The following is a 23,861-nucleotide window of genomic DNA, read 5'->3' as shown; positions in this document are numbered from 1 at the left end:
TAACAGAAACTGACATGAGGTGAATGGCATGAATGAAGTTGTTGATTGCCCGCGTTGCGGAGAATTGTATATGAGAAATGCGTTTCGTGAAGTATGTCCGAAATGCTCACGTGTTGAAGAGGAATTGTACCAAAAAGCATATAATTTTTTAAGAAAACGCGAAAATCGTGCGGCCACGCTTGAACGTATCGTTGAATATAGCGGTGCGACGGAAGAAATGATTTATGGATGGGTGAAAAAAGGCCGTCTGCAAGCCGCTCAGTTTCCGAATCTTGGTTATCCGTGCGACAGATGCGGGAACATTATCCAAAAAGGAAAAGTGTGTAACAGCTGCCTCGATGACATTGAAAACGGCCTAGAACTGCATGAGCGTGAGCAGGAATTTGAACGTCTTCGAAGCGAACAGAACCAACAAACATTCCATGGAAAAAAACGTGACTAAAAACCCGCCGGATGGCGGGTTTTCTCATTTTTCCTAGAATGGATCCTTCTAAAACCACGAAATATTTCACACTAAACATTTTCAGTATTGTGCCGATATTAAAAGCACAACATAAAACTAGGGAAGCGAGGGGTACGGATATGAAAATTAATCACACACCTGGATTGACCGGGGTCAATCCGTATCAGAAGCAGCTGAAAAAAGCGGACGCGGCGAAAAACGCCAGCGCAGCGGCGAGTGACAAACTTGAGATTTCAAACGCCGCAAAAGGGATGCAGGATGCAACACGACTACTAGCTGAACGCCGTGAAAAAATCGCGCTTCTGAAAGAGCAAGTCGCAGCAGGCACGTACAAAACAGATGCCAGAGCAACTGCGAAAGCAATGCTTGATTTTTATGGACAGCAGTAACCGGATCGCCCACGACACCACTCCGGGCGATCTTTTTTTATGAACAGGATCAGGAAAGGAGACCAACCGATGAAAATTCAGTCAGACCGCGCCGCCATGCCAGCAGCGACTGTGCCAATTCAATCAGCGCCTTCTCCAGTGCAAACAGAAAGTGCCAGGATGACAACGCAAGAGGGCAATTCAACGACAGCAAACACAGCGAAACCGGCACCTGAAGTGGCCGCATTTACAGAACGGGGTATGTCGCTCACTAAAGAAGCAGCGCAAGCCGTTAAAACGTTCATGGAAACAGCGCCGGGCACCGAAGCTGAAAAATTGGACACCTTAAAAGCGCTCGCTCAAAAAGGCATCATGCCTGATGAATCAAAATTAAAAGCCATTCATGCGGCGCTCACCGGTGTTCCGTTTGGCAAAGAGGCAGCGGAATGGCTGAAACAATCCGGTATTCCTTTTCCGGAAAATACGCGTGCCGCGATTGAAAAAGCACTTCAGCTTGGACGGATGGAAGACGCAATAAATGCCATGAAATCAAGGGAACTCCCCGCTGACGTGATCAAACAAATAGAAGCGGTTTTAAAGCAGCATGGTACGGCAGAACAAACAGCAGCCGCGCTTAAACAAATAGCGGAAGCAAAAAACATCCCTGTCACAAAACTTCTTGAAAGAGCCGCAGCTGGCGAAGCAGAGCTTTTAAACAATGCAGCGAGGCAAAAACTATCGGAAGCCATTCAAATACTTTTAAAGCAGCATCCAGGAAGTTCACTTTTAACGGAGCTGGCAAAAAAGCTAGATCAAAACGCGCCTGTGCAGGACATTATTAAAGCATTGCGTACATTGTTTGACGGCGACAGAACAGGTGTGATGAGACAGCTTAGCGAGGCATTTCAGCTCAGCGGTATGGCGTCGACGAAATTAACAGCGGCACTGCCTGAATCAGGAATCGTCATCCCCGAGGCAGAACAGATTGAACCGGCTCCTGCTCAAAAAGCCGCACAAATGATTCAAAAAGAACCGGCATTTGAGCGTGTTCTGTCTTTTATAAAGGAAGCGATGCCTGAATTGGAGAAAGCGGCAGCCGATTTAAAAGAGGCAATGCCTCAATTGAAGCAATCGCTTGAAAAAGCGGAACTGCTTTTTGCGTCAGGGAAAGAAATGGCGGCACGGGGAGAGCTTATGAAAGCAGTCGAACCGCTCGTCCCCCCGCCCGCAGTACAAAGCGCACCGATCATCCCAGATGAACTATTCGCCAATGTGCCGATCACGGCAAAAGACGTACTCATGACGCGCATTACAGAAAAAATGTCTCAGTCGGCCATTGATTTCAAGATCTTCAAGCGGGATATGACTCGCAATTTGCAGACAACAGAACTTCTGATTGCACAAAAAGCGCCGCAACAGGCGAAACCATTGATTGAAAGAGCGATTAAAACACTGGACAACACGATATTAAAAGGTGACTTCATGTTGTACACCGACATGAAAACAGAAAAGGAGCTTATGCAGGCGTCTGGACAGCTCGCGGAAGCACGGAAACTGCTCGCAAAAGGCGACACGCAGATGGCGGGGCGCATTGTTGCGGAAGTAAAAGCGCTCATTGAAAAAATAACGTTCAAGCCGACGGATGCGCGCGTAATGCATATGATTACGCAGGAAACGGCTGAGACAGCACCACGGGTTCTAGCGGGCGCAATGGCGGGTTTATACGATACCCCGACCGCTCGAAATGCTTTTGAACTCGTCCGGGCTGCAGGCCTCAATTATGAGCACGAGCAGGCGGCGGCATTGCTGAAAGGGAAAGCAGAGATCCCAAACGCGGTAAAACAGGCACTGCTTGCCACAATGAGCCAGCAGTCAGGTGAGCAAATGTCCGCTAATATAACCGGGCAGCAGCTCCTGAGTAAACCAGAACCAGGCCTTCAGTCTATGATGATGTCACTGCCATTTTTACTAGGCGGCCAGGCAGATAATGTGAACGTCTTTATCCGCTCAAAAAACGGAGGTAATCAAGTCGATTGGGAAAACTGCTCCGTTCACTTTTTGTTTGAAACGAAAAAACTTGGCCCGGTTGGCATCACCATTTCATCCGCGGACAAACACTTATCCGTTAAAGTGCAAAATGATAGGGAAGACTTTCAAAAAAAAATGGAGCCGCTCACGGTCGTGTTAAAAGATCGATTATCCGATATCGGTTACCGCGTCGGCGCCGTGCAGTTCGGCACTTTCCCAAATCCTGAGCAGCAGAAAACCGAAGCGAAAAAGACGGAAAAAAATGGAGCCGCGAAAGGATTTGATTTCACGATATGAGCTACTACAATCAGATCAACCGCCGGAAAATGAATGGTCCTTCCGCCGCAGTCATCCGTTACGAAGAAGGAAGCGCACCAACCGTCGTTGCTCAGGGAAAAGGCGCGCTTGCGGCGAAAATATTAGAACTTGCTGGCCAGCACGGCATTCCGATGGAACAGGATTCGTCACTTTTATCTGAACTTCTTGACATCGATCTCGGTGATTCCATTCCGCCCCAGCTTTACTCGGTGATCGCCGAAATGTTAATTTTAATTGAAGAAATGGAATCCACGTATTAAAATTCGGCAAATTTTGCCGATACATATAAACGAGGTGGAAACACGATGGATTTTATTACAAAAGAAATGATTTACCAGAAAACGCCGCAGCAAATTACGGCTTTACTATATGAGGCAGGTCTCGAACAATTCTCTAAAGCAAGTGCCTGCCTGCAAGAAGGAAAACTCGTTGAAGCGAACCTTGCCATGCAAAGAATTAACGACATTGTGGAACGGCTTGGCGCCGGAATTAACTACGAAGCCGGTATTATCGCCGACCAGCTCGACCAGGTATATAACTTTATCGCTGACACCGTTATACAAGCCAATCTGAACAAGGACAACGTAAAACTTTCTGATGCTCAGCGCTTATTTGAAACGCTGGCTGAGGCTTGGAATGAAGCAATGAAAACGGCTCCTGCAAAAGTGCCGGTCAAACGAAAACAAAACGCCTATGAACAAAATATCTTCGTCGAAGATCTACCAACAAATTCACTAGAAACGGGGAAATAATCGATGAGAATTAACCATAACATTCAAGCATTAAACGCATACCGCAACTTAAACAACACAAACAATGCCACAGCAAAAAGCTTAGAGAAACTATCTTCCGGCCTCAGAATTAACCGCGCCGCAGATGACGCGGCAGGTTTAGCGATATCTGAAAAAATGCGTTCGCAAATCCGCGGACTCGATATGGCGGAACGCAACTCGCTTGATGCGATCTCATTGATTCAAACAGCGGAAGGTGCACTAGCATCAACGCATGATATTTTACAGCGTATGCGTGAATTGTCTGTACAGGGAGCAAATGGGACGCTTGTTACGGCAGACCGTCAATCCATCCAGGATGAAATAGATGCATTAACAAAAGAGATTGAACGGATTGCCGATACAACTCAGTTTAACAATAAAGATCTGCTTGATGGTAGTATTTCTTCAGGGATCATTTTTCAAATTGGTGCAAATGCTCAAGAAACACTCTCACTGACAATAAACAAGATGGATGCTTCCACTTCGGGTCTAGCAATAAGTGGGGTTGATGTTTTAACTGCTTCGGGGGCTGCTACTGCTATAACTACGATTGAAAAGGCGATTTCAAAAGTATCTGAACAACGGAGCAAGCTAGGTGCAGTGCAAAACCGTTTGGAACATACGATCTCTAATTTGCAGACAGCGAACGAAAATTTAACAGCATCTGAATCCCGCATCCGTGACCTAGATATGGCCGAAGAGATGACTAAATTTACACGAAATAACATTTTGAATCAAGCAGGACAGGCGATGCTGGCGCAGGCGAATCAGCTTCCGCAAGGCGTTCTTCAGCTTCTTCAATAATAAATGGGGTGACCATCAATGGAAATACAGCGCGTGAATAAAGCAGCACCATCCCGAACAGAGCGTAAAGAAGAAGTCGCGAAAGCATCGGTGTCATTCACGGATGTAATTGCGAATAAACGTCAAAATGCCGCATTAGAAAAATTAAACGGCATGATGAAAGACATTGAAACGCAAGGCGAAAAGCTATCCGAGCACCGGACCATTGACGACTTGCGTAAATATAAAAAAATGGTAAAAGAGTTTATGGAGGAAGCCGTCAATAGCGGTCTCCAGCTTGAAGAACAACGTGGTTTCAACCGAAGGGGCCGGACGAAAGTGTATAAAATCGTCAAGGAAGTGGACAACCGTCTTACTGAGCTAGCCAATGACGTGATCAATAAAGAAAAATCACAGCTTGATATATTGAGTAAAGTGGGCGAAATTAAGGGTCTGCTCGTCAATATTTACACTTAAGGAGGGGCGCCCTTGATTATCGAAACGCTCGAAAAACAGCTGGCGCTGCATAAAAGCCTGTTACAGCTCGCTCATTCCAAAACAGATGCGATCAAAAAGAATGATATAGAATTATTAAATCGAATTGTTCGTGACGAACAAAGACATGTCAATGCCATCACGGTTTTAGAGAAAAAACGCACGGGAGAATCGACTGAATCCATCAGCGATATTTTGCCCACGCTTCCATCTGATGAGCAAAAAAAGGTGATAGCGATACGTGATGAATTGATGGGTGTGCTGACGAAGCTGAAAAGTGTTAATGAACTGAATGTTCAAATGATTGACCAGTCACTTCAATTCGTTCATTTACAGCTCGACTTACTTGCGCCTCAGGATGCCGGTACGTATGCGCCTGATGGCGATAATGACAGCCCGAACTCTGGACCGGTATTCGACTCAAAAGCTTAGGAGAGATAACAATGAGATCAACATTTATGGGTTTAGAAACAGCGAAACGAGGCATGTTCACGCAGCAAAGTGCTCTTTATACGACAGGCCATAATATTTCCAACGCCAATACACCAGGATACTCACGTCAGCGTGTGAACTTCTCAACTACAGAACCCTATCCAGCTGTCGGTTTGAACCGTCCGAATATTCCAGGTCAAATGGGAACTGGCGTTGAGGCTGGATCTGTGCAGAGAATTCGTGATTCCTTTATCGACCAGCAATACCGTACTGAAAACAATAAACTCGGTTATTGGAGCGCGCGGGCAGATGCCTATACAAAGGTAGAAGATATAATTAATGAGCCATCAGAACAAGGGCTCTCAAAATCTATCAACGAACTATGGGATTCACTGCAGACCCTTTCTGGTTCTCCTGAGGATAATGGTGCACGTGGCGTCGTACTTGAACGGATACAGTCAGTAACAGACACGTTCAATTATATGTCTAACTCATTAAAAGCAATCAAGGATGATTTTGGAAAACAAATAAATGTAACAGAAGACGAAGTTAACTCGTTACTTAAACAATTAAACGCAGTTAATCAGCAAATTAAAGAAATAGAACCGAACGGCTATTTGCCGAATGATCTATATGATAAACGTGATTTTCTTGTCGATGAATTGTCACAGTTTCTAAATTTCTCTATTCAAAGAATTGATAATAAAGGTAACTCGCTGAAAAACGCAGAAGGCACATACAAGATTTCACTATTAAATGAAAATGGGGGCGTTGTGGGAGATCTGCTAAATGGCGACGGCTATACACAACTAGCGATACAAGATAACGGTGATCGAATCACAAGTATAGATTTCGCGAGTTATACTAAGGATGAAATCCCCGGGGCAGCAGCTTACGCTGGCAGCGAGCTTATTTCCGGTGCAAATGGAAACGTGAATTTTTCGCAAGGGGAAATTCGTGGGTTAATAGAAGCATACGGATATGAGCAAGGTGGCGCAACAGCAGGGATTTACAAAAACATGTTGAACGATCTTGATACAATGGCCTCAGCACTTGCAACGGAATTTAATAGAGTTCATGCCTTAGGAAAAGACTTAGATGGTGATAATGGAATGGCTTTGTTTGTGAATGCAGGATCGGCAGGGACCATTTCTCTTGATCCAACTGCAGAAGAAAAAGATATAGCCGCCTCAAAAAATGGAGATGCTGGGGACGGAGAAAATGCCCTGGACTTAGCGAAAGTTTTTTCTACAACGGGTATTATAGGTACGAGTTCCGTTCATTCATTTTATGAATCTGTAATTGGAAAACTTGGTGTTGATTCTCAGCAGGCTAGCCGAACTGAAAACAATGTTGAAGTATTACGTGCTTCTGTTGTAACAAACCGTGAATCAATTTCTTCTGTATCACTTGATGAAGAAATGACGAACTTAATTAAGTTCCAGCATGCGTATAACGGTGCGGCGCGGATGATTACCGTTGTTGATGAAATGCTTGATAAAATCATTAACGGTATGGGCGTTGCTGGACGTTAATAAGGAGTGAACATATTATGCGTGTAACGCAATCGATGTTGTCATCTAACATGATGAAAAACTTAACAGCCAGTCTTGGACGGCTTGATAAATTAAATACGCAAGTAGCATCACAAAAAAAAATTACCAAACCATCAGATGATCCGGTTGTTGCAATGAAAGGAATTACACATCGCCGTAGTCTTGCGGAAGTTGAGCAATTTCAGCGTAACTTCAGTGAAGCCTATAACTGGGTAGAAAATTCTGATTCCGCAATGGATAAAGCTAAATTAGCCCTTGACCGTATTCGGGAACTAGTCGTTGAAGTATCGAATGATACGTATGACTATGAACAAAGACAGGCAGCTAGTGAAGAAATTAAGCAGTTAAAAGAGCATCTCGTTGACATCGCGAATACAAAATTCGGTGAAAAGTATTTGTTTAATGGTACAAAGACAACCACACCCCCGTTTAATCCTGATGGAACAGTTAATGGTACGATCAGTACGGCGGAAGTACAGATTGAACTATCTAAAGATGTGCGTGTCCCGGTAAATATGAGTGCAATATCTGTATTTCCAACAGGTGCTGGTGGTATGTTTGAAACGATAAATTCAATAACTTCTTTGCTTGATAACACAACCACTACAGGTGAAGATGTTACCGGATCATTAAATTCTATTGATCAGCTAATTTCAAAAAATACAACTGCACGAGCACAAATGGGTGCACGATACAACCGAATCGAATTAATGGAAGCCCGCGTAGCGGAGCAAAAAGTGGTATCATCACGCATCATGTCTGAAAACGAAGACGTGGACTTTGAGCAGGTTGTTACGGACTTGACGGTACAGGAAACAGTGCATAAAGCGGCCCTTTCTGTTGCGTCTCGCATCATCCAGCCAACATTAATGGATTATCTCCGTTAAAAAGGATTTGATTAAATGAACATTGCAACGCTTCAATATAATACGAAGAATGCGCAGTTCGGTATTACTACAACGCCCGGCCGCCAGTCGATTCAGCAGCCACAGGCGACAGTAGATATCCGCCAGCCGAAAGCAGCAATGAATATTTCATCTACACCTGGTGTTTTGGCGATTGATCAATCGCAGGCGTGGGCAGATATGGATCGAAAACATATTTTTCAACGTATCCGTGAAGCCGCGGCAGAAGGACGGCAAAAAGCAATTGAAGGTACGGGCCGCCGGGCGATGGAAGGACGCGAGCTGGCGGATATTCATAAAGGCGGCAATGCAATTGTTGCCCAGGCCGCCCGCCATTCAATGCGTAATTATGAAACAGGTCTAACATGGATTCCTTCTCATGGAAGTGTTAAAATAAATTATCAGCCGGGTGACGTGAACATTGACGTTCAGGCGAGAAAAGTTGAAAACAATACACGCGCCAACAAGCCGGTCATCAGCTATCAGCCAGGTGACGTGAGTTTTCAATTAAAACAATATCCATCTATAGACTTTCAAGTTGTGAACAAAACTATTTAAGGGGTGAAGACTGGTGAGGATTGAGACGAAATATCACGGTGAAAAAGAGCTGCAGGAAGCGGACATTTTAACATTTGCGAACGGAATTCCAGGTTTTGAGGGTGAGAAAAAATTCGTTTTGCTTGCGTTTCCAGACAATACCGTTTTTTATGCTCTCCAGTCTGTCACCACGCCGGAACTCTGTTTCGTCGTCACAGACCCTTTTTCCTTTTTCCTTGACTACCATGTAAAAATCGATGATGCGACTATTGAGACTCTTAAGATTGAGAAAGAAGAAGATGTTACCCTTTTGAGTGTGCTCACGGTACAGGATCCGTTTGAAAAGACAACAGCAAATTTGCAGGCTCCTGTCATCATAAACAAAAAAAACCAAACTGGCCGCCAGCTGATTTTAACGGGTACACCGTATGAAACGCGTCATGCTTTGTTCCCAGCTGGCGTGGCAAAGGGGGAATAGCAATGCTCGTTCTCTCACGTAAACCGGGTGAATCGCTTATGATCGGCGACGATATCGAAATTACTGTTGTTTCCGTCACCGGTGATCAAATCAAAATTGGTATAAACGCTCCGAAACACATTGATGTCCACCGGAAAGAAATATATATCACAATTAGTGACGAGAATAAATCCGCCTCAGCTGGAGTATCGAACATTGCTGGATTATTAAAACTCCCACCAAAATAATCGGTGGGAGTTTTTTGATTGTAAAATTTGCTAACAACTCCGTAAAATAATTAAATTTACTATAAAAGGGTGATGAAATTGAAGATATCAATAATAGCAACGAGAACCGTCCCGACTGTTCAAGTAGAAATAGAGGGGCGGAAGAGGATTTTTCACAGTAGATACGATCCCCTGAAAGAAGCGAACAGTTGGGTGGGAAATATAATAGATGGAATCCAAAAAGACCAGCCTGTAATCATTGTTGGCTATGGTGCCGGTTATCACATTGCTGCACTGGCAAAAGAATTGCCGGAACAAGAAATTTGTGCACTAGAATTCAATCTTCAATACGCAAATTGGTTTAAAAAAAGTCTATTTTATGAATCCGTTGCGGTGCTTCCTCATGTAAAAATGAAAACAACCGATCATCTATCGGCAAAAGAGAGAGCCAGCATTTTTTCAGATGTTCACCAAAATAATCTGCTCATTCAAAAAACATCAATGGATATCATGCCGGCCAAATATAATAACGTAAAACTAATGCTGAAAGACTTTCAAATGCAAAAAGACTCTATAAAAAATCAAATCGGCACCATGATCGAAAATTTTCAGAAAAACATCGCACTTAACGATTCAGGGATAGGTGAACTTAAGGATATTTACAAAGGGAAAAAAATGATTCTTGTGTCAGCAGGGCCCTCCCTGGATAAGCAATTGCCTCTGTTAAAAAAAATACGCGAAGAAGGGGATATCGTGATCGGCGCAGTTGGAACAGCTGTTAGGCCGTTGTATCGGTGCGGCATTATTCCGAACTTCCTGATGATCATTGATCCTCAGGAAGGAACAATGAAACAGCTTACCGGGATTAAACTTCCTAATACACCACTTTATTATATGAGCACGGCCTATCATGATACTGTCAAGTTACATGCCGGGCCAAGACGAATCGTTTGGCAGAATGGCTTTATGGATGCTCATAAGATGGCCATTATGCAAAATGATCCTTTAATCCAAACAGGAGGCTCCGTTGCGACAGCGCTGCTTGATACAATGGTCTTTTTAGGAGGACAAGTAATTGCATTAATCGGACAAGATCTCGCTTTCACCGGCGGAAAGAGTCACGCCAGTCATACGGCAGCGGAAAAAGAAGTAGAAGAAACGGCAAATACAATAAAAGTGCAAAACTATTACCAAACAGGTGAAGTCATTACAGCAAACAATTTATCAATCTACCGAAAATGGTTCGAGCGCTATGCAGAAAACAATGCTGAGTTAAGCTTATATAATTGTACGGAAGGCGGAGCATATATTAATGGATGGAAGCATAGTAGTTTAAATGATTTTCACCTTTTGGATATATTTTGATTATTATCTAAAAAACTTTTAAAAAAACATTAAACATTTTCGTAAACCGCCGATATTAACTATGTAAGCAGGAGATGCAGGGCGGCCGACCTGATATCTTGCTAAATACATTACTGTTCACAAGGATGTGAACAGCCAAACTCAAGGAGGAACTATAAATGATTATCAATCACAATATCGCAGCTCTTAATACGCACCGTCAATTTGGCGCAGCTAATGCTGGTCAAGCAAAATCAATGGAAAAACTTGCTTCAGGTCTTCGTATCAACCGTGCGGGCGACGATGCAGCAGGTCTTGCAATTTCTGAAAAAATGCGTGGACAAGTTCGTGGGCTTGACCAAGCTTCACGTAACTCGCAGGATGCAATTTCATTAATTCAAACAGCTGAGGGTGCGTTGAACGAAACACACTCAATTTTACAACGTATGCGTGAACTTTCTGTTCAATCTGCCAATGATACAAACACTACAGCAGACCGTGGAGAGCTTCAAAAAGAAGTAGCAGAATTAGTGAAAGAAATTGACCGTATTGCCGATACAACTCAATTCAATACTAAAACACTATTGAATGGTTCACTTTCTACAGCTTCAGGCGCTTTAACTTTCCAAATTGGTGCAAATACTAACCAAAATATTGATCTTGCAATTGGGAACATGAAAGCAACTGGTTCAGGATCCCTAGGATTAAGTGGTGTGTCTATCGCTACTCAATCAGGTGCGAATGCTGCAATTGCTACACTTGATGCAGCAATCACAAAAGTTTCTGCGGAACGTTCTAAACTTGGTGCAAACCAAAACCGTTTAGAGCATACAATCAACAACCTTGGTACATCATCTGAAAACTTAACTGCCGCTGAATCACGTATTCGTGACGTAGATATGGCGAAAGAAATGATGAACCAAACGAAAAACTCTATCTTGTCTCAAGCAGCACAAGCAATGTTGGCTCAAGCTAACCAAACTCCACAAGGTGTATTGCAATTGCTTCGTTAATCTGCTTATTAAGAACACGGTCCGAACAATCGGCCGTGTTTTTTTATGAGAAAATATATTTACAAGAGTGTTGAAAGTTGTAATTAGATAAATTAATAAAAAACATAACCCCTTTATTGGTAATTCCATCGTATCCTGACTCCACTCCCAAAAGCTTACTTGTTACTATGTATTTATGTTTTTTACAAGTTCAGCTATCCTAAATACATATGGTTGTTATATCGTGGTAAAATTACCTATTCATAAAACAGAGATGAAGATTTACTGAAATTAACCGATATAAAAGAGAGACTATGATAAAATTTACAGAAAAAGATCTATTGGAGGAATCACCTTATGGAGCTTTTATTTCAAAAACAAATCATCCAGTTGGAACAATATCAAACTGCTGAACAAATCATTGAACAAATAAATACGTTATTAAATAATTCTTATTATTTCAGCCACTTCGTTGCAGACGGAAAGGAAGTATATGAAGATCCGGAAAACTATTTAAAAGAAAACGCCGCGCAAATTGAAAAACTTGAAGTTATTGCAAGAACAGCTAAAGAATTAACATATGATATCTTACTGTCGGCAGAAGAGTATTTAAAAAGGGCTTTGCCAGAATTAAGCATTTTAACGGATGGATTTTACAATAATCCTTCCACACATCATTGGACGAATTTTGACCACATGTTAGAAGGAATGCAATGGCTGAATCAAATTATTATATCTATTGATCAAATGAAAGAAAAACCTGCAAACTGGGACGAATATTTAAAACTGTCGGCAACGCTTCAAAACGAAGTGAAAGGGCTGGAAGAAGCAGTTGAAAATGCGGATCATATATTAGTAGCCGACCTTATTCAGTATGAAATTAAGCCATTTTATGAGTCATTAGAAAAAGAAATTTCAACAACAATTGATACAGAGGGAACGCGTCATGATACAAATTGATAACAGAAATTATCTGCGTATTCACCAGCGGCATCTTATCGATCAGTTGCTTAAGTGGGAAGAGGAACTCCATGACGTTCAATCTGTCCAAATCGAATCATCGAAAAAAGGAAGCCCAACACTTAAAGTAACAGTAGACGGAAGGCAACAATATATTCACAGCAAATACGATCCGGAGATGGAAGCAGAGCGGCTAATTAGTCAGCAAGAAGATCTTGGGAATTATAACCACGTTCTATTTATCGGCATTGGTCTGGGCTATCACATTTCAGAATTGCTAAAGCAACATCCACATATGAAGTTCTCGATCTTTGAACCGAATGTAGAAGTACTTTATCAATTTTTATCGATCCAAGACTTGAAAAACTGGCCTATTCATAACTTAGAGACTATTTTTACTGGAACAAACGAAGAGACTATTCAACATACAGTCCGGAATATCCAACAAAAAGGGAAAAAAAGTACCTTTGTCTATACCCTGCCTATATATGCAAAATTATATCGTGAAGAAGAAAAGATAGTCATTGAAGTGATTAAAGAACTCCTTACTGAAAAACGAAGCAATCTTGCCACAAATATATCGTTTCAAAAACGCTGGACCATTAACTCGATAAAAAACTTTCCAAAAGTATTGCAGACACCGAACATTTTAAATGATGTTGATAAAACCAATTTTAAAGGGAAGCCTGCAATTATTGTAGCTGCCGGTCCATCGCTAAATGAAGAATTTGAGAATTTAAAGTATATAAAAGAAAATGGTCTTGCCTATATTTTTTCAGTTGGGTCGGCTATTAATGCTCTGATTGAACATGATATTTATCCTGATGCTGTGTGCACATATGATCCACAAGGACTTAACGAGCGTGTTATACAAATTGTTAAAGATCGTAAAGTAGCAAGTATTCCTTTGATTTTTGGAAGCAGTGTCGGCTTTGAGACACTGCTTAATTATCCGGGTGGCATGTTTCATATGATTACAAGCCAGGATTCAATCTCTCCATTATTCCTTGACAGATCAAAAAATATAGATATTGTGTTGGACGCACCTTCAGTCGCATTGGTAACCTATCAAATGTTAAAAACGCTAGGTGTAGATTGTATTGTTCTTGTTGGACAGAATTTGAGCTTTCAAAACAATGAAAGGTATGCTAAGGGAATTGAGTATGAGCATACTTCAAATAGGTTGACAGAAGAACAGCAAAAAGGACTAATTACTATAAATGATGTTTACGGTAATGATATAAAAACCAACGATGGTTACAACAGAATACGACAGCAATTAGAGATATACATAAAGCAGTCACCTAACATCAAGGTCTTTAATACAACAAAAGGTGGCGCTCATATTGAAGGAGCACGGTTCAAGACTTTGCAGGAACTAATTTTAGAAAACTTAAAAGAACACACTGTAGAAAACTGGTATGTTAGTGAAAACGGTTATGATTTTGATTTTGTTGGCCAGTCCGCAAAGAAAATAGAAATAGCAAAAAAACGATGTGAGGGATTAATTTCTACAACATCATTCGAATTAAAATCGATTGAAAAAGCTTTGCAAAATCATCAAACAAAACAGCTTGAGAAGAAATTCGCTAACTTTGATCGAGAATTTAAGAAGCTGAAAAATAATGAATTTTATCGAGGTTTTATCGAGCCGATGATAAGGGTACATAACGAGCGGTTATCAGAGGATAGCCAATCGATTCGTTATGAAATTAATTTGAGGAAAAAAGGCAGTCTTGTTGTTGATGTATTTGGTAACTTCATCGAAGAAATAAAAGCTAATTTTCAATTTGTTCTTCCATATTATCAAGAACTACAAGAAAAAATAGAGAATATTTTGGAAAAGGAGGAGCAGAAATGATCTCTGGGAAAACAATATTAGTAACAGGTGGAACAGGTTCATTCGGTCAAAAATTTATCAAAAAAGCACTCGAGCAGGATGTTAAGAAAGTGATTGTGTTCAGCCGTGATGAATTGAAGCAATATGAAATGGCGCAAGAATTCACCGACTCTCGCATGCGCTTTTTTATCGGAGATGTGAGGGATAAAGAGCGGCTTTATCGCGCTTTTGACGGTGTGGATATTGTCATCCATGCAGCGGCATTAAAACATGTCGGTGCTTGTGAATACAATCCATTTGAAGCGGTAAAAACGAACATTCATGGTGCACAGAATATTGTTGAAGCAGCGATTGACCGCAATGTAGAAAAAGTTATCGCACTCAGCACAGACAAAGCAGCCAGTCCCGTGAATCTTTATGGAGCGACAAAACTGGCTTCTGATAAATTATTTGTTGCTGCGAATTCATATGTCGGAGAGGGTAATACGAAATTTTCGGTCGTCCGTTACGGAAACGTTGTTGGAAGCCGGGGCAGTGTTGTACCTTTCTTTAAAAAAGTTAAAGAAACAGGACGACTGCCGATTACAGATGAACGCATGACACGTTTTTGGATTACGCTGGACCAGGGTGTCCAGTTTGTTTTAGATAATTTGGAGCGGATGCATGGCGGCGAGATATTTGTCCCGAAAATCCCGAGTATGACCGTAATGGATTTGGCAAAGGCAATCGCACCGGAATGTGAGATTGAGATTATCGGTATTCGTCCGGGAGAAAAGCTTCATGAAGCGATGATTATGGAAGATGATGCGCGGCATACGAAAGAGTTTGACACGTATTATGTGATTCAGCCCGAGTTTCCATGGTGGTCTGAAGAATACACAGCCGCGGGGAAATCGCTTGAAGATGGATTTAAATATACGAGTGATTCAAACACTGAGTGGCTTTCTGTTGAAGAGCTGCGTGCTTTAGTAGAAGAAATGTAGAGGATGCTGCATTTCTTTTTTGGGAGGACGAGTAAATGCGTGATAGCTATTTGCCATATGGACGGCAAATGATTGATGAGGGGGATATTGAAGCGGTTGTCAAGGTCCTTAGAAGCGATTATTTAACAACCGGTCCAGCTGTAGCCGCATTCGAAAAGAAAGTGGCTGATTATGTTGGCGCAGCATACGCTGTTGCGTTTTCAAATGGAACAGCAGCTTTGCATGGAGCGTGCTTTGCTGCAGGGATTGGGCATGGGGATGAAGTGATTACAACGCCCATGACATTTGCCGCAAGCGCAAACTGTGTGCTTTATCAGGGCGGCACGGTTGTATTTGCGGATATAAACCCTAAAACATACAATATTGACCCTGTTGAAATTAAAAAGAACATTTCCAGCAAAACAAAGGCGATCATCCCGGTTGCTTTTACCGGTCAGCCAGCCGATCTAGAACGTATTCATGAACTTGCAAGAAAGCATGACTTGGTCGTGATCGAGGATGCTGCCCATGCCATTGGCGCAAGTTATAAAGGAAAAAAAATCGGCTCGTTAAGTGATATGACGATGTTCAGTTTTCATCCAGTGAAACACGTGACATCAGGTGAAGGCGGCATGATCGTCACAAACAGGAAAGAATACTATGAAAAACTGATTCAATTCCGTTCACATGGGATTACACGGGACCCTGATTTGCTTCAAGAAAACCATGGTCCGTGGTTTTACGAAATGCAGTTTCTCGGCTACAACTACCGAATGACAGACATTCAAGCAGCGCTTGGATGCAGCCAGATGGACAAGCTGGAAGAATTTGTGGCCAGAAGAAAAGAGATTGTGGCAGCGTACAATCAAGCATTTGAACCAATGCCGCAAATTGTTACACCGTATCAGCACTCGGATGGTGATTCAAGCTGGCACTTGTACATCATCAAACTCAATACAGCAGAATTAACAGCGGGAAGAAAAGAAATCTTTGAAGAACTTCAGAAACAAAATATCGGTGTGAATGTTCATTATATACCCGTTCATACACTTCCCTATTACCAGGAGCTGGGCTATCGAAAAGGCTCCATGCCGCACGCAGAGAAGCTATATGAAAAGATTATCTCATTGCCTCTGTTCCCGGCGATGACAGAACAGGATGTTTCCGATGTAATCACAGCTGTACGCTCTGTGGTAAAGAAGGTGGCTAAATGAAAGTAGCGGCTATTATTCAAGCACGAATGGGATCAACACGCCTTCCTGGAAAAATACTCAAAAAAGTGAATGGGAAAACGCTCCTTGAGTATCAGATTGAACGGATACGCAAAGCGGGAACAATTGATCAAATTATTATTGCGACCACAGTAAAAGGTAGTGATCAGCCGATTGTCGATTTTTGCCGAGAGAAAGGGATTTCATATTATCAGGGTTCAGAACAGGATGTGTTGTCCCGATATGTCGAAACAGCCAAGGAATTTAGTGCAGATGTCATTGTTCGCCTGACATCTGACTGTCCAATTATTGACCCTCAAGTAGTCGATCAGACCGTCGGATATTTTTTAGCCCATCAGGAATTGTTTGATTATGTGTCCAACACCATTAAACGCACCTTTCCACGCGGTATGGATACGGAAGTGTTTTCTTATCATGCACTTCAACGAGCCCATCAGGAAGCAGTGCTTGAACGGGATAGAGAGCATGTCACGGCATATATTTACACAAACCCAGACCGATTTCGCATTCAAGGGATAGAGAATAAGAATGATTACAGCCATTATCGCTTGACCGTGGACACAGAGGAAGATTTTGAACTCATTTCATTAATTATAGATAAGCTCTACTCACCGGATCAGTTTTTTTATCTCGAAAATGTTATTGCCCTGCTTGAGAAGCATCCTGAGTGGAGCAATATTAATGCACATATTGAACAAAAGAAATTGTAGGTGTAGGTACAATGAAGATAGCAATCCGAACAGACGCCTCTGTTGAAATTGGAACCGGTCATGTGATGCGCTGCTTGACGCTGGCAAAGCAGCTGGCGCACGAAGATGTGGAAATTATTTTTATAAGCCGTGATTTTCAGGGGAATAGCATACAGTATATTGAAACTGAAGGGTTTAAGGTATTTACGCTCCCAGCATCATCTGACAAAAATCACTTACAATGGATGAGAGAGAGCTGGAGGAAAGATGCAGGAGACACAGCGCAAGTTCTTCAGCATTTGGATAAGGAGATTGATCTCCTTATTGTGGATCACTATAGCCTGGATGTAAATTGGGAAAAAGAAATCCGTCCGTTTGTCCACCATATCATGGTAATTGATGACTTGGCTGATCGTATCCATGACTGCGATATCCTACTTGATCAAAACTTCTACCTTAATCTAGAAAAACGATATGAAGGCTTAGTACCAGCTTCATGCCAGCTGTTGCTTGGTCCGAATTATGTTTTACTGCGTGACGAATTTTTGTCGATCGACACAAATAGCATCAAGCGGGATGGAACCATTAAAAAAATCCTTGTCTTCTTTGGCGGAACCGATCCAACAGGTGAGACGCTGAAAACATTGAAAGCTATTAGCGAATGCGAATTGAACCTTTCTGAGATAGAAGTAAATGTCGTCGTTGGGGCAGCTAATCCACAAAACGAAGAGATCGAGGCGTTCTGTAATAAAAGGCCACAGTTTGTTTTTCATTGTCAGGTCAATAACATGGCCGAGTTAATGGTGAAATCGGATCTGGCGATTGGAGCAGGGGGATCAACCTCTTGGGAAAGATGCTTTCTTGAATTGCCTGCACTTACAATTATTGTGGCCGATAATCAGAAAGAGTTGTCGAAAGCTGTTGCGAACAAAGGTGCAGTGTATTGTCTGGGGGAAAGTTCACAAGTGACATCTTGGCATATCGCAAATAAAATCAACGAAGTTTGCCGCACACCTATGAAAATGATTGAAATAATTAATAAGTGCAATGGAATTGTCGATCCTGAAAAAGTAAAAAGACGTTTGGTTGTTAAAAAAATAATGGAGTTCCAAAAATGAGTTTCCTATACAAAGCTGAACTGAAAGATATTCAAGAAAAAGATCTGAAGCTAATATTGGACTGGCGTAATCAAGAATGGATACGGGATTGCATGTATAACAGAGACGTCATTTCAATGGAACAGCATGTAAAATGGTTTGAAAAACTTCAAAGAAGCGAAACATCGATTTCGAGGATATTTTATTATGGTGGTATACCATATGGGATTTTAAACGTAAACGATATTGATAAAGTAAACAAGCGTTGTGAATGGGGTTTTTATATTGGATCAGATGATGCCCCGAGAGGGATGGGTACAATACTGGGGTTTACATCCTTAAACTATATATTTAATCACATATCGGTTCGGAAAATATGTGCAGAAGTTATTGGTTCAAATAAAAAAAGCATCTCTTTTCATCAAAAAATGGGTTTTGTGCAAGAAGGATTACTTCGGAAACAGATCGTTAGAGATGGTTTAGATGTTGATATAGTGTTATACGGGATGTTTAAAGAAGAGTGGTCTAAAAAATCTGCGCGCATTCAGATGAAAATCGAAGGAAGGTACGTATGAATACGATAACAATAGACGGCGTTCAAATTGGACGGAAGCATAAGCCATTTATTATTGCCGAAATGTCTGGAAACCATAATCAATCACTTGACCGAGCATTAGAGATTGTAGAAGCAGCTGCAAAGTCAGGGGCTCATGCATTAAAAATCCAAACATATACAGCTGATACGATGACATTAAATATTGAAAATCCTGATTTTCAAATTAATGATGAAAAAAGTTTGTGGAACGGACAAAAATTGTACCAACTTTACCAGCAGGCATACACGCCATGGGAATGGCATAAACCAATCTTTGAACGGGCACGTGAACTTGGCATGATTCCATTCAGCACACCATTTGATGAAACTGCGGTAGATTTTCTGGAAGAGCTGGATGTACCGCTTTATAAAATTGCTTCGTTTGAGAATACAGATATTCCGCTTATTAAAAAGGTAGCCGCGACTGGAAAACCGATGATTGTATCAACGGGTATGGCGACTGTAGCTGAACTGGATGAATTGGTGGCCGCCGCAAGAGAAGCAGGCTGCAAAGATTTAATTCTTTTAAAATGCACAAGTACCTACCCGGCAACACCAGAGAATACGAATATCTCGACTATCCCCCATATGAGGGAGTTATTTAATGTACAGGTCGGTCTGTCAGATCATACAATGGGGACGGGAGTAGCAGTAGCGAGTGTGGCTCTCGGCGCAACGGTGATTGAAAAACACTTTACCCTCTCTCGCGCAGACGGCGGAGTAGACTCTGCATTTTCAATGGAACCGGGCGAGATGAAAGCTCTTGTAGTAGAAACAGAACGGGCATGGCAGGCAATCGGCAGCATCACATATGGACCAACCGAAAAAGAAAAAGCATCATTGAAATTTAGAAGGTCGATTTACGTGGCAAAGGATATAAAAGCCGGTGAAAGGTTTACAAAAGAGAATATTAAGGTAGTTCGGCCGGGATACGGATTAGAACCCAAATATATAAATTTGATTCTTGGCAAAAAATCGAAAAGTGATATTAGTGAAGGTACACCATTAAGCTTAGAGTTGTTATTATATTAAAATCCCAGTAACGATGAGTATTTACTCCACCTCGTTACTGGAGCCAAAATAAATTATTTTTTTTCTAGTAAAAACCACGTGGTATCGTCTTGTGGAAAGTTTTTATCTTTGTGATATACAAAACCGTAATCAACTAAATCTAAGTTAGGATATTTATCAAGCATTTCTCCTGCAAAGTCTCTTTTGAATAACTTGCCTTCATGACCTCTGTAATGAAGTTCAACTGGTGTTGGGTTATAGTATTCTGAGATACAAATGTATTTATCACTTGCATTATAAAGCAGTTCATAAACATCGTTCAAAAAATCAGGATTTATGTGGATTAGAACACCCTTAATCAAAACAAAATCTCGCTTATAATCTACCTCGAAATCTAAAATAGATTGATTATAGATTTCGAGGTTTCCGATTTGTTCCAAATGTTTAGCTGCTACAGGATTAATTTCGATTGCTGATAATTTAGCTTCTGGCAAAATTGCTCTGATCGCTTTTAAATTCAATCCGATGTTGGATCCGAATTCAAGTATGGATTTCACTTGGTTTGTTCTGTTTAAGATCCTTGAAAATAAAGGAATGTTTGTGGAAAAATTTTTGTTGCGCTTTATATATTCATTACCGAATTCTTCAGCCCAAAATTTTTCTTGTTCTGTTTTATATTGAGTCAATTGAAGCCCTCCTGCTTAAATTAAAATAATATTAATTATACTACAGTATATATTTTAAAAACTATTATTTGTTGAAAAAGCAGTTCTTGCTGAATTATTTAAATAGTTATTTATAAAGGGATTATAAGAGGTGTTTTTAAAAGTGGATAAATTAGTTCTTTTAAAAAAAATTAAAGAAATATATGAGGAAAATGAGAATATCATAGCTTACCTTAAGACATTTAATAATGAGGATAAAAATAGCTTAGAGGATATACTCATCAGTTACGATTTTCAAGCAGGATCTTATATAAAAGGATATGAAAATAATCCTTCAGTTAAAAATGCATATTGTGATTATTTATCGCAGATCATTAATAATATAGGTGAATATGATTCTATTCTTGAAGCCGGTGTAGGGGAAGCAACCACTTTAGGCGTTACTCTTTCTAAATTGGAAAAGAAACCAAATAATTCCTATGGATTTGATATATCCTGGTCAAGAATTAAGTATGCTGAGAAATTTATTAAAAATAAAAATTTGAATAATGTTCATTTATTTACAGGTGATCTTTTTAATACGCCTTTAAAAGATAATTCTATTGATATTGTATATACATCTCATTCGATTGAACCAAACGGTGGCCGGGAAGAAGAGGCATTAAAAGAACTGTACCGTATTACAAATAAATATTTGATTTTACTTGAACCATCATTCGAATTAGCAGATGAAACAGCTAGAACACGGATGAAAGAGCATGGCTATGTTACAAATTTGTATGAAACGGCAAATAATATGGGTTATAAGATTTTAGAGCATCGTCTATTTGAAGTAAGTTCGAATCCTTTAAATCCCACTGGTTTACTGATTATTGAAAAAGAAGCCGGAGAGACAGTTGCGAATCCGATGTGCTGTCCAGTTACGAAAACAGATATTATTCTGAAAAACAATGCCTATTATTCTCAAGATAGTTTATTAGCTTATCCCATTATTAACAACATACCTTGCTTGTTACCACAAAACGCGATCATTGCAACAAAATTTTTAGATTGAAAGCAGAAGTACCATCTATTCTGTTGGCAATTTCTCCTATAAAAAGCTAGCATCCAAATAGTCACGGCTTAAGCGCATCCGTGAGGCGGATATCTTATTGATGACTTTATGTTTATGGCAATGAACCAAGAGGAAGCAAATTTATTTTTTCATCTGATTAACGACTTGCATGAAAAGGCATCTACTATTTTGATGTAAGGCCTCTAAAGGATTGGGGAGAATTATTGGGAGATCCGGCTATTACAACGGCTATTTTGAACAGAATTGTCCATCGTGTGGAGATTCTTCACTTGAATGGCGACAGCTACAGAATGAAACACCGCAAAACGATTTTTGGATCGGAGAATGGTTACATATCGCAGATTGTGTCTTTGGTATTGACGGTCACAATATTGCGATGAAGAGAAAATACACTTGTATTTCATGTTATTGTAAGCTTTTTTTGCCTTATTTAACGAGAAAATTTTGCAGAGGTCTTTTGGCCTGTGAAAAAGTAGTAATTTTTTATCATATAATGTATTGCTAAATTCTACAGAATTTGCTAAGATAATATCGCTTACAATAATTTATTTTTTTTGAAAATGAAAAGCCTGCAAGATCTGTATGTTTTTTATTTTTCATACCATGATGGTTGACCACCCCGCACAAAAATTATGTTGGGTTGTTAGGCAGCATTCAAAAGCTTATTCATATAAGCTTTTTGAATGTTGCCTTTTTTATATAACAGAAAGGAGAAAATGTCATATTTGGTTTTAAATAGGAATAATAGGAGATGAATGAATTGGAGAAAAAAGTAAAAAATCGCTGGTTAATTGCATTATCTGCTGTAGGTCTTCATTTATCAATTGGTTCTGTTTATGCTTGGAGTAACTTTACAACTCCTTTGGTTGAGGAATTTGGCTGGTCTTCGCAACAAGTGCAGCTGACATTTAGTATTGCTATCTTATTTTTAGGTTTATCTGCTGCATTTATGGGACATTTTGTTGAAAAGCATGGTCCGAGAAAAGCAGGACTTGTTGCCTCTGTCTTTTTTGGAGTAGGGATTGCAGGAGCAGGCTTCGCTGTCCAATTAGGTTCATTGCCGCTATTATATATAACGTATGGTGTACTGGGCGGAATTGGTCTAGGGGTAGGTTATATTGCACCGGTTTCCACATTAGTTAAATGGTTTCCGGATCGAAGAGGTTTAGCTACAGGACTTGCCATTATGGGATTTGGATTTGCTGCCGCGGTGGCGAGCCCGATTATGGATTCATTAATTAAATCAGTTGGAATCGCAAATACCTTTTTCATTTTAGGTGCAGCTTACTTTATTATCATGACATTATCATCACTTTACTTAGAACGGCCTGAAGAAGGCTGGATGCCGGAAGGATTTAAAGAAAAAGCAAGCGCTGGCAAGAAAGTAAGACAAGATTTGGCTCAGTTAACGGCAAATGAAGCTGTAAAAACAAAGCGCTTTTATTATCTTTGGATTATGCTTTTTATCAATATCACATGTGGTATTGCGATACTATCGGCTGCAAAACCACTTGCACAAGAAAGTATCGGACTATCAACAGCTGAAGCAGCTGCTTTAGTAGGGGTCATGGGTATCTTTAACGGTCTCGGACGAATTGGCTGGGCTTCTGTTTCTGACTACTTTGGAAGAACGAATACGTATACGACATTTTTCGTGTTGCAAATTGCCTTGTTTTTCTTGCTGCCGCTAACAAGCACTTCTATACTTTTCCAAATCATGCTGGCGGTTGTTTATACGTGCTACGGTGGCGGATTTGCTGCTATTCCGGCGTATATTGGCGATATCTTTGGAACAAAGCAGCTGGGTGCGATCCACGGTTATATTTTAACTGCCTGGTCCGCAGCTGGTCTTGCAGGTCCGTTATTCGCTGCATGGATTAAAGATACAACAGGTTCATATGCGAACAGTTTATCATTTTTCTCAGGATTGTTTGTTGTCGCATTAATTGTTTCCATCTTAATCCGCTTTGATATTAAACGGTTAGCTGCACAACAACAAAAAACGGCGAAAAGCGCTTCGTAATAATTTAGAAGAGGAGGGGATTCTTATATCCGCT

At 40.7% G+C, this 23,861-nt stretch carries 26 protein-coding genes and 1 pseudogene; 26 read left to right on the top strand and 1 reads right to left on the bottom strand.

The genetic code is table 11. From position 1 onward, the window contains the following. Positions 1–28 precede the first annotated feature (28 nt). From BTO28_RS15645 to pseI, 23 genes are all read left to right on the top strand, one after another. Positions 29–442, top strand: coding sequence for a TIGR03826 family flagellar region protein (locus tag BTO28_RS15645; protein ID WP_076767991.1), 414 nt, complete (start codon positions 29–31; stop codon positions 440–442). A gap of 140 nt (positions 443–582) precedes the next feature. Next, on the top strand, positions 583–852 hold the full coding sequence (gene flgM / locus BTO28_RS15640; RefSeq protein WP_076767990.1) for a flagellar biosynthesis anti-sigma factor FlgM: 270 nt from the start codon (positions 583–585) through the stop codon (positions 850–852). Between the two features lie 69 nt (positions 853–921). Next, a complete protein-coding gene (locus tag BTO28_RS15635; protein ID WP_076767988.1) occupies positions 922–3,156 on the top strand; it encodes a hypothetical protein in 2,235 nt (744 codons plus the stop codon). Next, complete coding sequence (locus BTO28_RS15630; RefSeq protein ID WP_076767987.1) at positions 3,153–3,437, top strand: EscU/YscU/HrcU family type III secretion system export apparatus switch protein; 285 nt, start codon at positions 3,153–3,155, stop codon at positions 3,435–3,437. Before BTO28_RS15635 ends, BTO28_RS15630 begins: the two co-directional genes overlap by 4 nt. Before the next feature lie 45 nt (positions 3,438–3,482). Beyond that, on the top strand, positions 3,483–3,929 hold the full coding sequence (gene fliS, locus BTO28_RS15625; protein ID WP_076767985.1) for a flagellar export chaperone FliS: 447 nt from the start codon (positions 3,483–3,485) through the stop codon (positions 3,927–3,929). Positions 3,930–3,932: 3 nt separating this feature from the next. Continuing rightward, entirely contained in the window at positions 3,933–4,754 is an 822-nt protein-coding gene (locus BTO28_RS15620; protein ID WP_076767983.1) for a flagellin N-terminal helical domain-containing protein, read from the top strand. 18 nt (positions 4,755–4,772) lie between these two features. Then, entirely contained in the window at positions 4,773–5,210 is a 438-nt protein-coding gene (locus BTO28_RS15615; RefSeq protein ID WP_076767981.1) for a YaaR family protein, read from the top strand. 12 nt (positions 5,211–5,222) lie between these two features. After that, entirely contained in the window at positions 5,223–5,660 is a 438-nt protein-coding gene (locus BTO28_RS15610; protein WP_076767979.1) for a flagellar protein FlgN, read from the top strand. Positions 5,661–5,671: 11 nt separating this feature from the next. Continuing rightward, positions 5,672–7,195 (top strand): flagellar hook-associated protein FlgK, encoded by a 1,524-nt coding sequence (gene flgK / locus BTO28_RS15605; protein WP_076767977.1) that lies wholly within the window; start codon positions 5,672–5,674, stop codon positions 7,193–7,195. 17 nt (positions 7,196–7,212) lie between these two features. Continuing rightward, on the top strand, positions 7,213–8,103 hold the full coding sequence (gene flgL, locus BTO28_RS15600; protein ID WP_076767975.1) for a flagellar hook-associated protein FlgL: 891 nt from the start codon (positions 7,213–7,215) through the stop codon (positions 8,101–8,103). 15 nt (positions 8,104–8,118) lie between these two features. After that, positions 8,119–8,679: a DUF6470 family protein gene (locus BTO28_RS15595; RefSeq protein WP_076767973.1), complete on the top strand. Its 561-nt coding sequence runs from the start codon at positions 8,119–8,121 to the stop codon at positions 8,677–8,679. A gap of 13 nt (positions 8,680–8,692) precedes the next feature. Beyond that, positions 8,693–9,136 (top strand): flagellar assembly protein FliW, encoded by a 444-nt coding sequence (fliW, locus tag BTO28_RS15590; RefSeq protein WP_083711696.1) that lies wholly within the window; start codon positions 8,693–8,695, stop codon positions 9,134–9,136. Positions 9,137–9,138: 2 nt separating this feature from the next. Beyond that, positions 9,139–9,363 carry a carbon storage regulator CsrA gene (gene csrA, locus BTO28_RS15585; RefSeq protein ID WP_076767969.1) on the top strand — a complete coding sequence of 75 codons (225 nt, stop codon included), beginning with the start codon at positions 9,139–9,141 and terminating at the stop codon, positions 9,361–9,363. 78 nt (positions 9,364–9,441) lie between these two features. Continuing rightward, entirely contained in the window at positions 9,442–10,707 is a 1,266-nt protein-coding gene (locus BTO28_RS15580) for a motility associated factor glycosyltransferase family protein (protein WP_158068836.1), read from the top strand. A 158-nt stretch (positions 10,708–10,865) separates the two neighbouring features. Further along, positions 10,866–11,699: a flagellin Hag gene (gene hag / locus BTO28_RS15575; RefSeq protein ID WP_076767965.1), complete on the top strand. Its 834-nt coding sequence runs from the start codon at positions 10,866–10,868 to the stop codon at positions 11,697–11,699. 336 nt (positions 11,700–12,035) lie between these two features. Continuing rightward, positions 12,036–12,638 (top strand): hypothetical protein, encoded by a 603-nt coding sequence (locus BTO28_RS15570; protein ID WP_076767963.1) that lies wholly within the window; start codon positions 12,036–12,038, stop codon positions 12,636–12,638. Beyond that, the gene (locus BTO28_RS15565) at positions 12,625–14,499 is read left to right on the top strand and encodes a motility associated factor glycosyltransferase family protein (protein ID WP_076767960.1); all 1,875 of its coding nucleotides are present in this window, start codon (positions 12,625–12,627) and stop codon (positions 14,497–14,499) included. Before BTO28_RS15570 ends, BTO28_RS15565 begins: the two co-directional genes overlap by 14 nt. Then, positions 14,496–15,461, top strand: a complete 966-nt coding sequence (pseB, locus tag BTO28_RS15560; protein WP_076767959.1) for a UDP-N-acetylglucosamine 4,6-dehydratase (inverting) — start codon at positions 14,496–14,498, stop codon at positions 15,459–15,461. Before BTO28_RS15565 ends, pseB begins: the two co-directional genes overlap by 4 nt. Before the next feature lie 35 nt (positions 15,462–15,496). Further along, positions 15,497–16,654, top strand: coding sequence for a UDP-4-amino-4,6-dideoxy-N-acetyl-beta-L-altrosamine transaminase (gene pseC / locus BTO28_RS15555; RefSeq protein ID WP_076767957.1), 1,158 nt, complete (start codon positions 15,497–15,499; stop codon positions 16,652–16,654). Then, positions 16,651–17,382 (top strand): cytidylyltransferase domain-containing protein, encoded by a 732-nt coding sequence (locus BTO28_RS15550; RefSeq protein WP_076767955.1) that lies wholly within the window; start codon positions 16,651–16,653, stop codon positions 17,380–17,382. Before pseC ends, BTO28_RS15550 begins: the two co-directional genes overlap by 4 nt. An 11-nt stretch (positions 17,383–17,393) precedes the next feature. Further along, positions 17,394–18,479 carry a UDP-2,4-diacetamido-2,4,6-trideoxy-beta-L-altropyranose hydrolase gene (gene pseG / locus BTO28_RS15545; protein ID WP_076767953.1) on the top strand — a complete coding sequence of 362 codons (1,086 nt, stop codon included), beginning with the start codon at positions 17,394–17,396 and terminating at the stop codon, positions 18,477–18,479. Next, positions 18,476–19,033 carry a UDP-4-amino-4,6-dideoxy-N-acetyl-beta-L-altrosamine N-acetyltransferase gene (pseH, locus tag BTO28_RS15540; RefSeq protein ID WP_076767951.1) on the top strand — a complete coding sequence of 186 codons (558 nt, stop codon included), beginning with the start codon at positions 18,476–18,478 and terminating at the stop codon, positions 19,031–19,033. The genes pseG and pseH overlap by 4 nt, the downstream gene beginning before the upstream one ends. Beyond that, on the top strand, positions 19,030–20,085 hold the full coding sequence (gene pseI, locus BTO28_RS15535) for a pseudaminic acid synthase (RefSeq protein WP_076767949.1): 1,056 nt from the start codon (positions 19,030–19,032) through the stop codon (positions 20,083–20,085). The genes pseH and pseI overlap by 4 nt, the downstream gene beginning before the upstream one ends. Positions 20,086–20,138: 53 nt before the next feature. Here the strand turns inward: pseI and BTO28_RS15530 are convergent, their stop codons facing one another. After that, entirely contained in the window at positions 20,139–20,750 is a 612-nt protein-coding gene (locus tag BTO28_RS15530) for a pseudaminic acid biosynthesis-associated methylase (RefSeq protein ID WP_076767947.1), read from the bottom strand. Positions 20,751–20,892: 142 nt separating this feature from the next. Here BTO28_RS15530 and BTO28_RS15525 point away from each other — a divergent pair, with 142 nt between their 5' ends. From BTO28_RS15525 to BTO28_RS15520, 3 genes and pseudogenes are all read left to right on the top strand, one after another. Next, the gene (locus BTO28_RS15525; protein WP_076768020.1) at positions 20,893–21,783 is read left to right on the top strand and encodes a methyltransferase domain-containing protein; all 891 of its coding nucleotides are present in this window, start codon (positions 20,893–20,895) and stop codon (positions 21,781–21,783) included. Positions 21,784–21,876: 93 nt separating this feature from the next. Beyond that, positions 21,877–22,184, top strand: a pseudogene (locus BTO28_RS17970) (ATP-binding protein); the annotation flags it as partial. A 371-nt stretch (positions 22,185–22,555) separates the two neighbouring features. Beyond that, positions 22,556–23,827: an L-lactate MFS transporter gene (locus BTO28_RS15520; RefSeq protein ID WP_076767945.1), complete on the top strand. Its 1,272-nt coding sequence runs from the start codon at positions 22,556–22,558 to the stop codon at positions 23,825–23,827. Positions 23,828–23,861: the final 34 nt, after the last annotated feature.

It is taken from the genome of Domibacillus epiphyticus (assembly GCF_001975785.1).
Lineage (GTDB): Bacteria > Bacillota > Bacilli > Bacillales > Domibacillaceae > Domibacillus > Domibacillus epiphyticus.
This window is presented reverse-complemented; position numbering and strand designations above follow the sequence as displayed.

Excerpts from the sequence above, each read along its gene's own strand:
- BTO28_RS15630 (WP_076767987.1), top strand. The coding sequence starts at position 3,153 with ATGAGCTACTACAATCAGATCAACCGCCGGAAAATGAATGGTCCTTCC.
- BTO28_RS15550 (WP_076767955.1), top strand. The coding sequence starts at position 16,651 with ATGAAAGTAGCGGCTATTATTCAAGCACGAATGGGATCAACACGCCTT.
- pseH (WP_076767951.1), top strand. The coding sequence starts at position 18,476 with ATGAGTTTCCTATACAAAGCTGAACTGAAAGATATTCAAGAAAAAGAT.
- BTO28_RS15645 (WP_076767991.1), top strand. The coding sequence starts at position 29 with ATGAATGAAGTTGTTGATTGCCCGCGTTGCGGAGAATTGTATATGAGA.
- BTO28_RS15620 (WP_076767983.1), top strand. The coding sequence starts at position 3,933 with ATGAGAATTAACCATAACATTCAAGCATTAAACGCATACCGCAACTTA.
- pseC (WP_076767957.1), top strand. The coding sequence starts at position 15,497 with ATGCGTGATAGCTATTTGCCATATGGACGGCAAATGATTGATGAGGGG.
- fliS (WP_076767985.1), top strand. The coding sequence starts at position 3,483 with ATGGATTTTATTACAAAAGAAATGATTTACCAGAAAACGCCGCAGCAA.
- BTO28_RS15615 (WP_076767981.1), top strand. The coding sequence starts at position 4,773 with ATGGAAATACAGCGCGTGAATAAAGCAGCACCATCCCGAACAGAGCGT.
- pseG (WP_076767953.1), top strand. The coding sequence starts at position 17,394 with ATGAAGATAGCAATCCGAACAGACGCCTCTGTTGAAATTGGAACCGGT.
- BTO28_RS15520 (WP_076767945.1), top strand. The coding sequence starts at position 22,556 with ATGAATGAATTGGAGAAAAAAGTAAAAAATCGCTGGTTAATTGCATTA.
- flgM (WP_076767990.1), top strand. The coding sequence starts at position 583 with ATGAAAATTAATCACACACCTGGATTGACCGGGGTCAATCCGTATCAG.
- hag (WP_076767965.1), top strand. The coding sequence starts at position 10,866 with ATGATTATCAATCACAATATCGCAGCTCTTAATACGCACCGTCAATTT.
- pseB (WP_076767959.1), top strand. The coding sequence starts at position 14,496 with ATGATCTCTGGGAAAACAATATTAGTAACAGGTGGAACAGGTTCATTC.
- csrA (WP_076767969.1), top strand. The coding sequence starts at position 9,139 with ATGCTCGTTCTCTCACGTAAACCGGGTGAATCGCTTATGATCGGCGAC.
- BTO28_RS15595 (WP_076767973.1), top strand. The coding sequence starts at position 8,119 with ATGAACATTGCAACGCTTCAATATAATACGAAGAATGCGCAGTTCGGT.
- flgL (WP_076767975.1), top strand. The coding sequence starts at position 7,213 with ATGCGTGTAACGCAATCGATGTTGTCATCTAACATGATGAAAAACTTA.
- flgK (WP_076767977.1), top strand. The coding sequence starts at position 5,672 with ATGAGATCAACATTTATGGGTTTAGAAACAGCGAAACGAGGCATGTTC.
- pseI (WP_076767949.1), top strand. The coding sequence starts at position 19,030 with ATGAATACGATAACAATAGACGGCGTTCAAATTGGACGGAAGCATAAG.
- BTO28_RS15570 (WP_076767963.1), top strand. The coding sequence starts at position 12,036 with ATGGAGCTTTTATTTCAAAAACAAATCATCCAGTTGGAACAATATCAA.
- BTO28_RS15565 (WP_076767960.1), top strand. The coding sequence starts at position 12,625 with ATGATACAAATTGATAACAGAAATTATCTGCGTATTCACCAGCGGCAT.
- BTO28_RS15635 (WP_076767988.1), top strand. The coding sequence starts at position 922 with ATGAAAATTCAGTCAGACCGCGCCGCCATGCCAGCAGCGACTGTGCCA.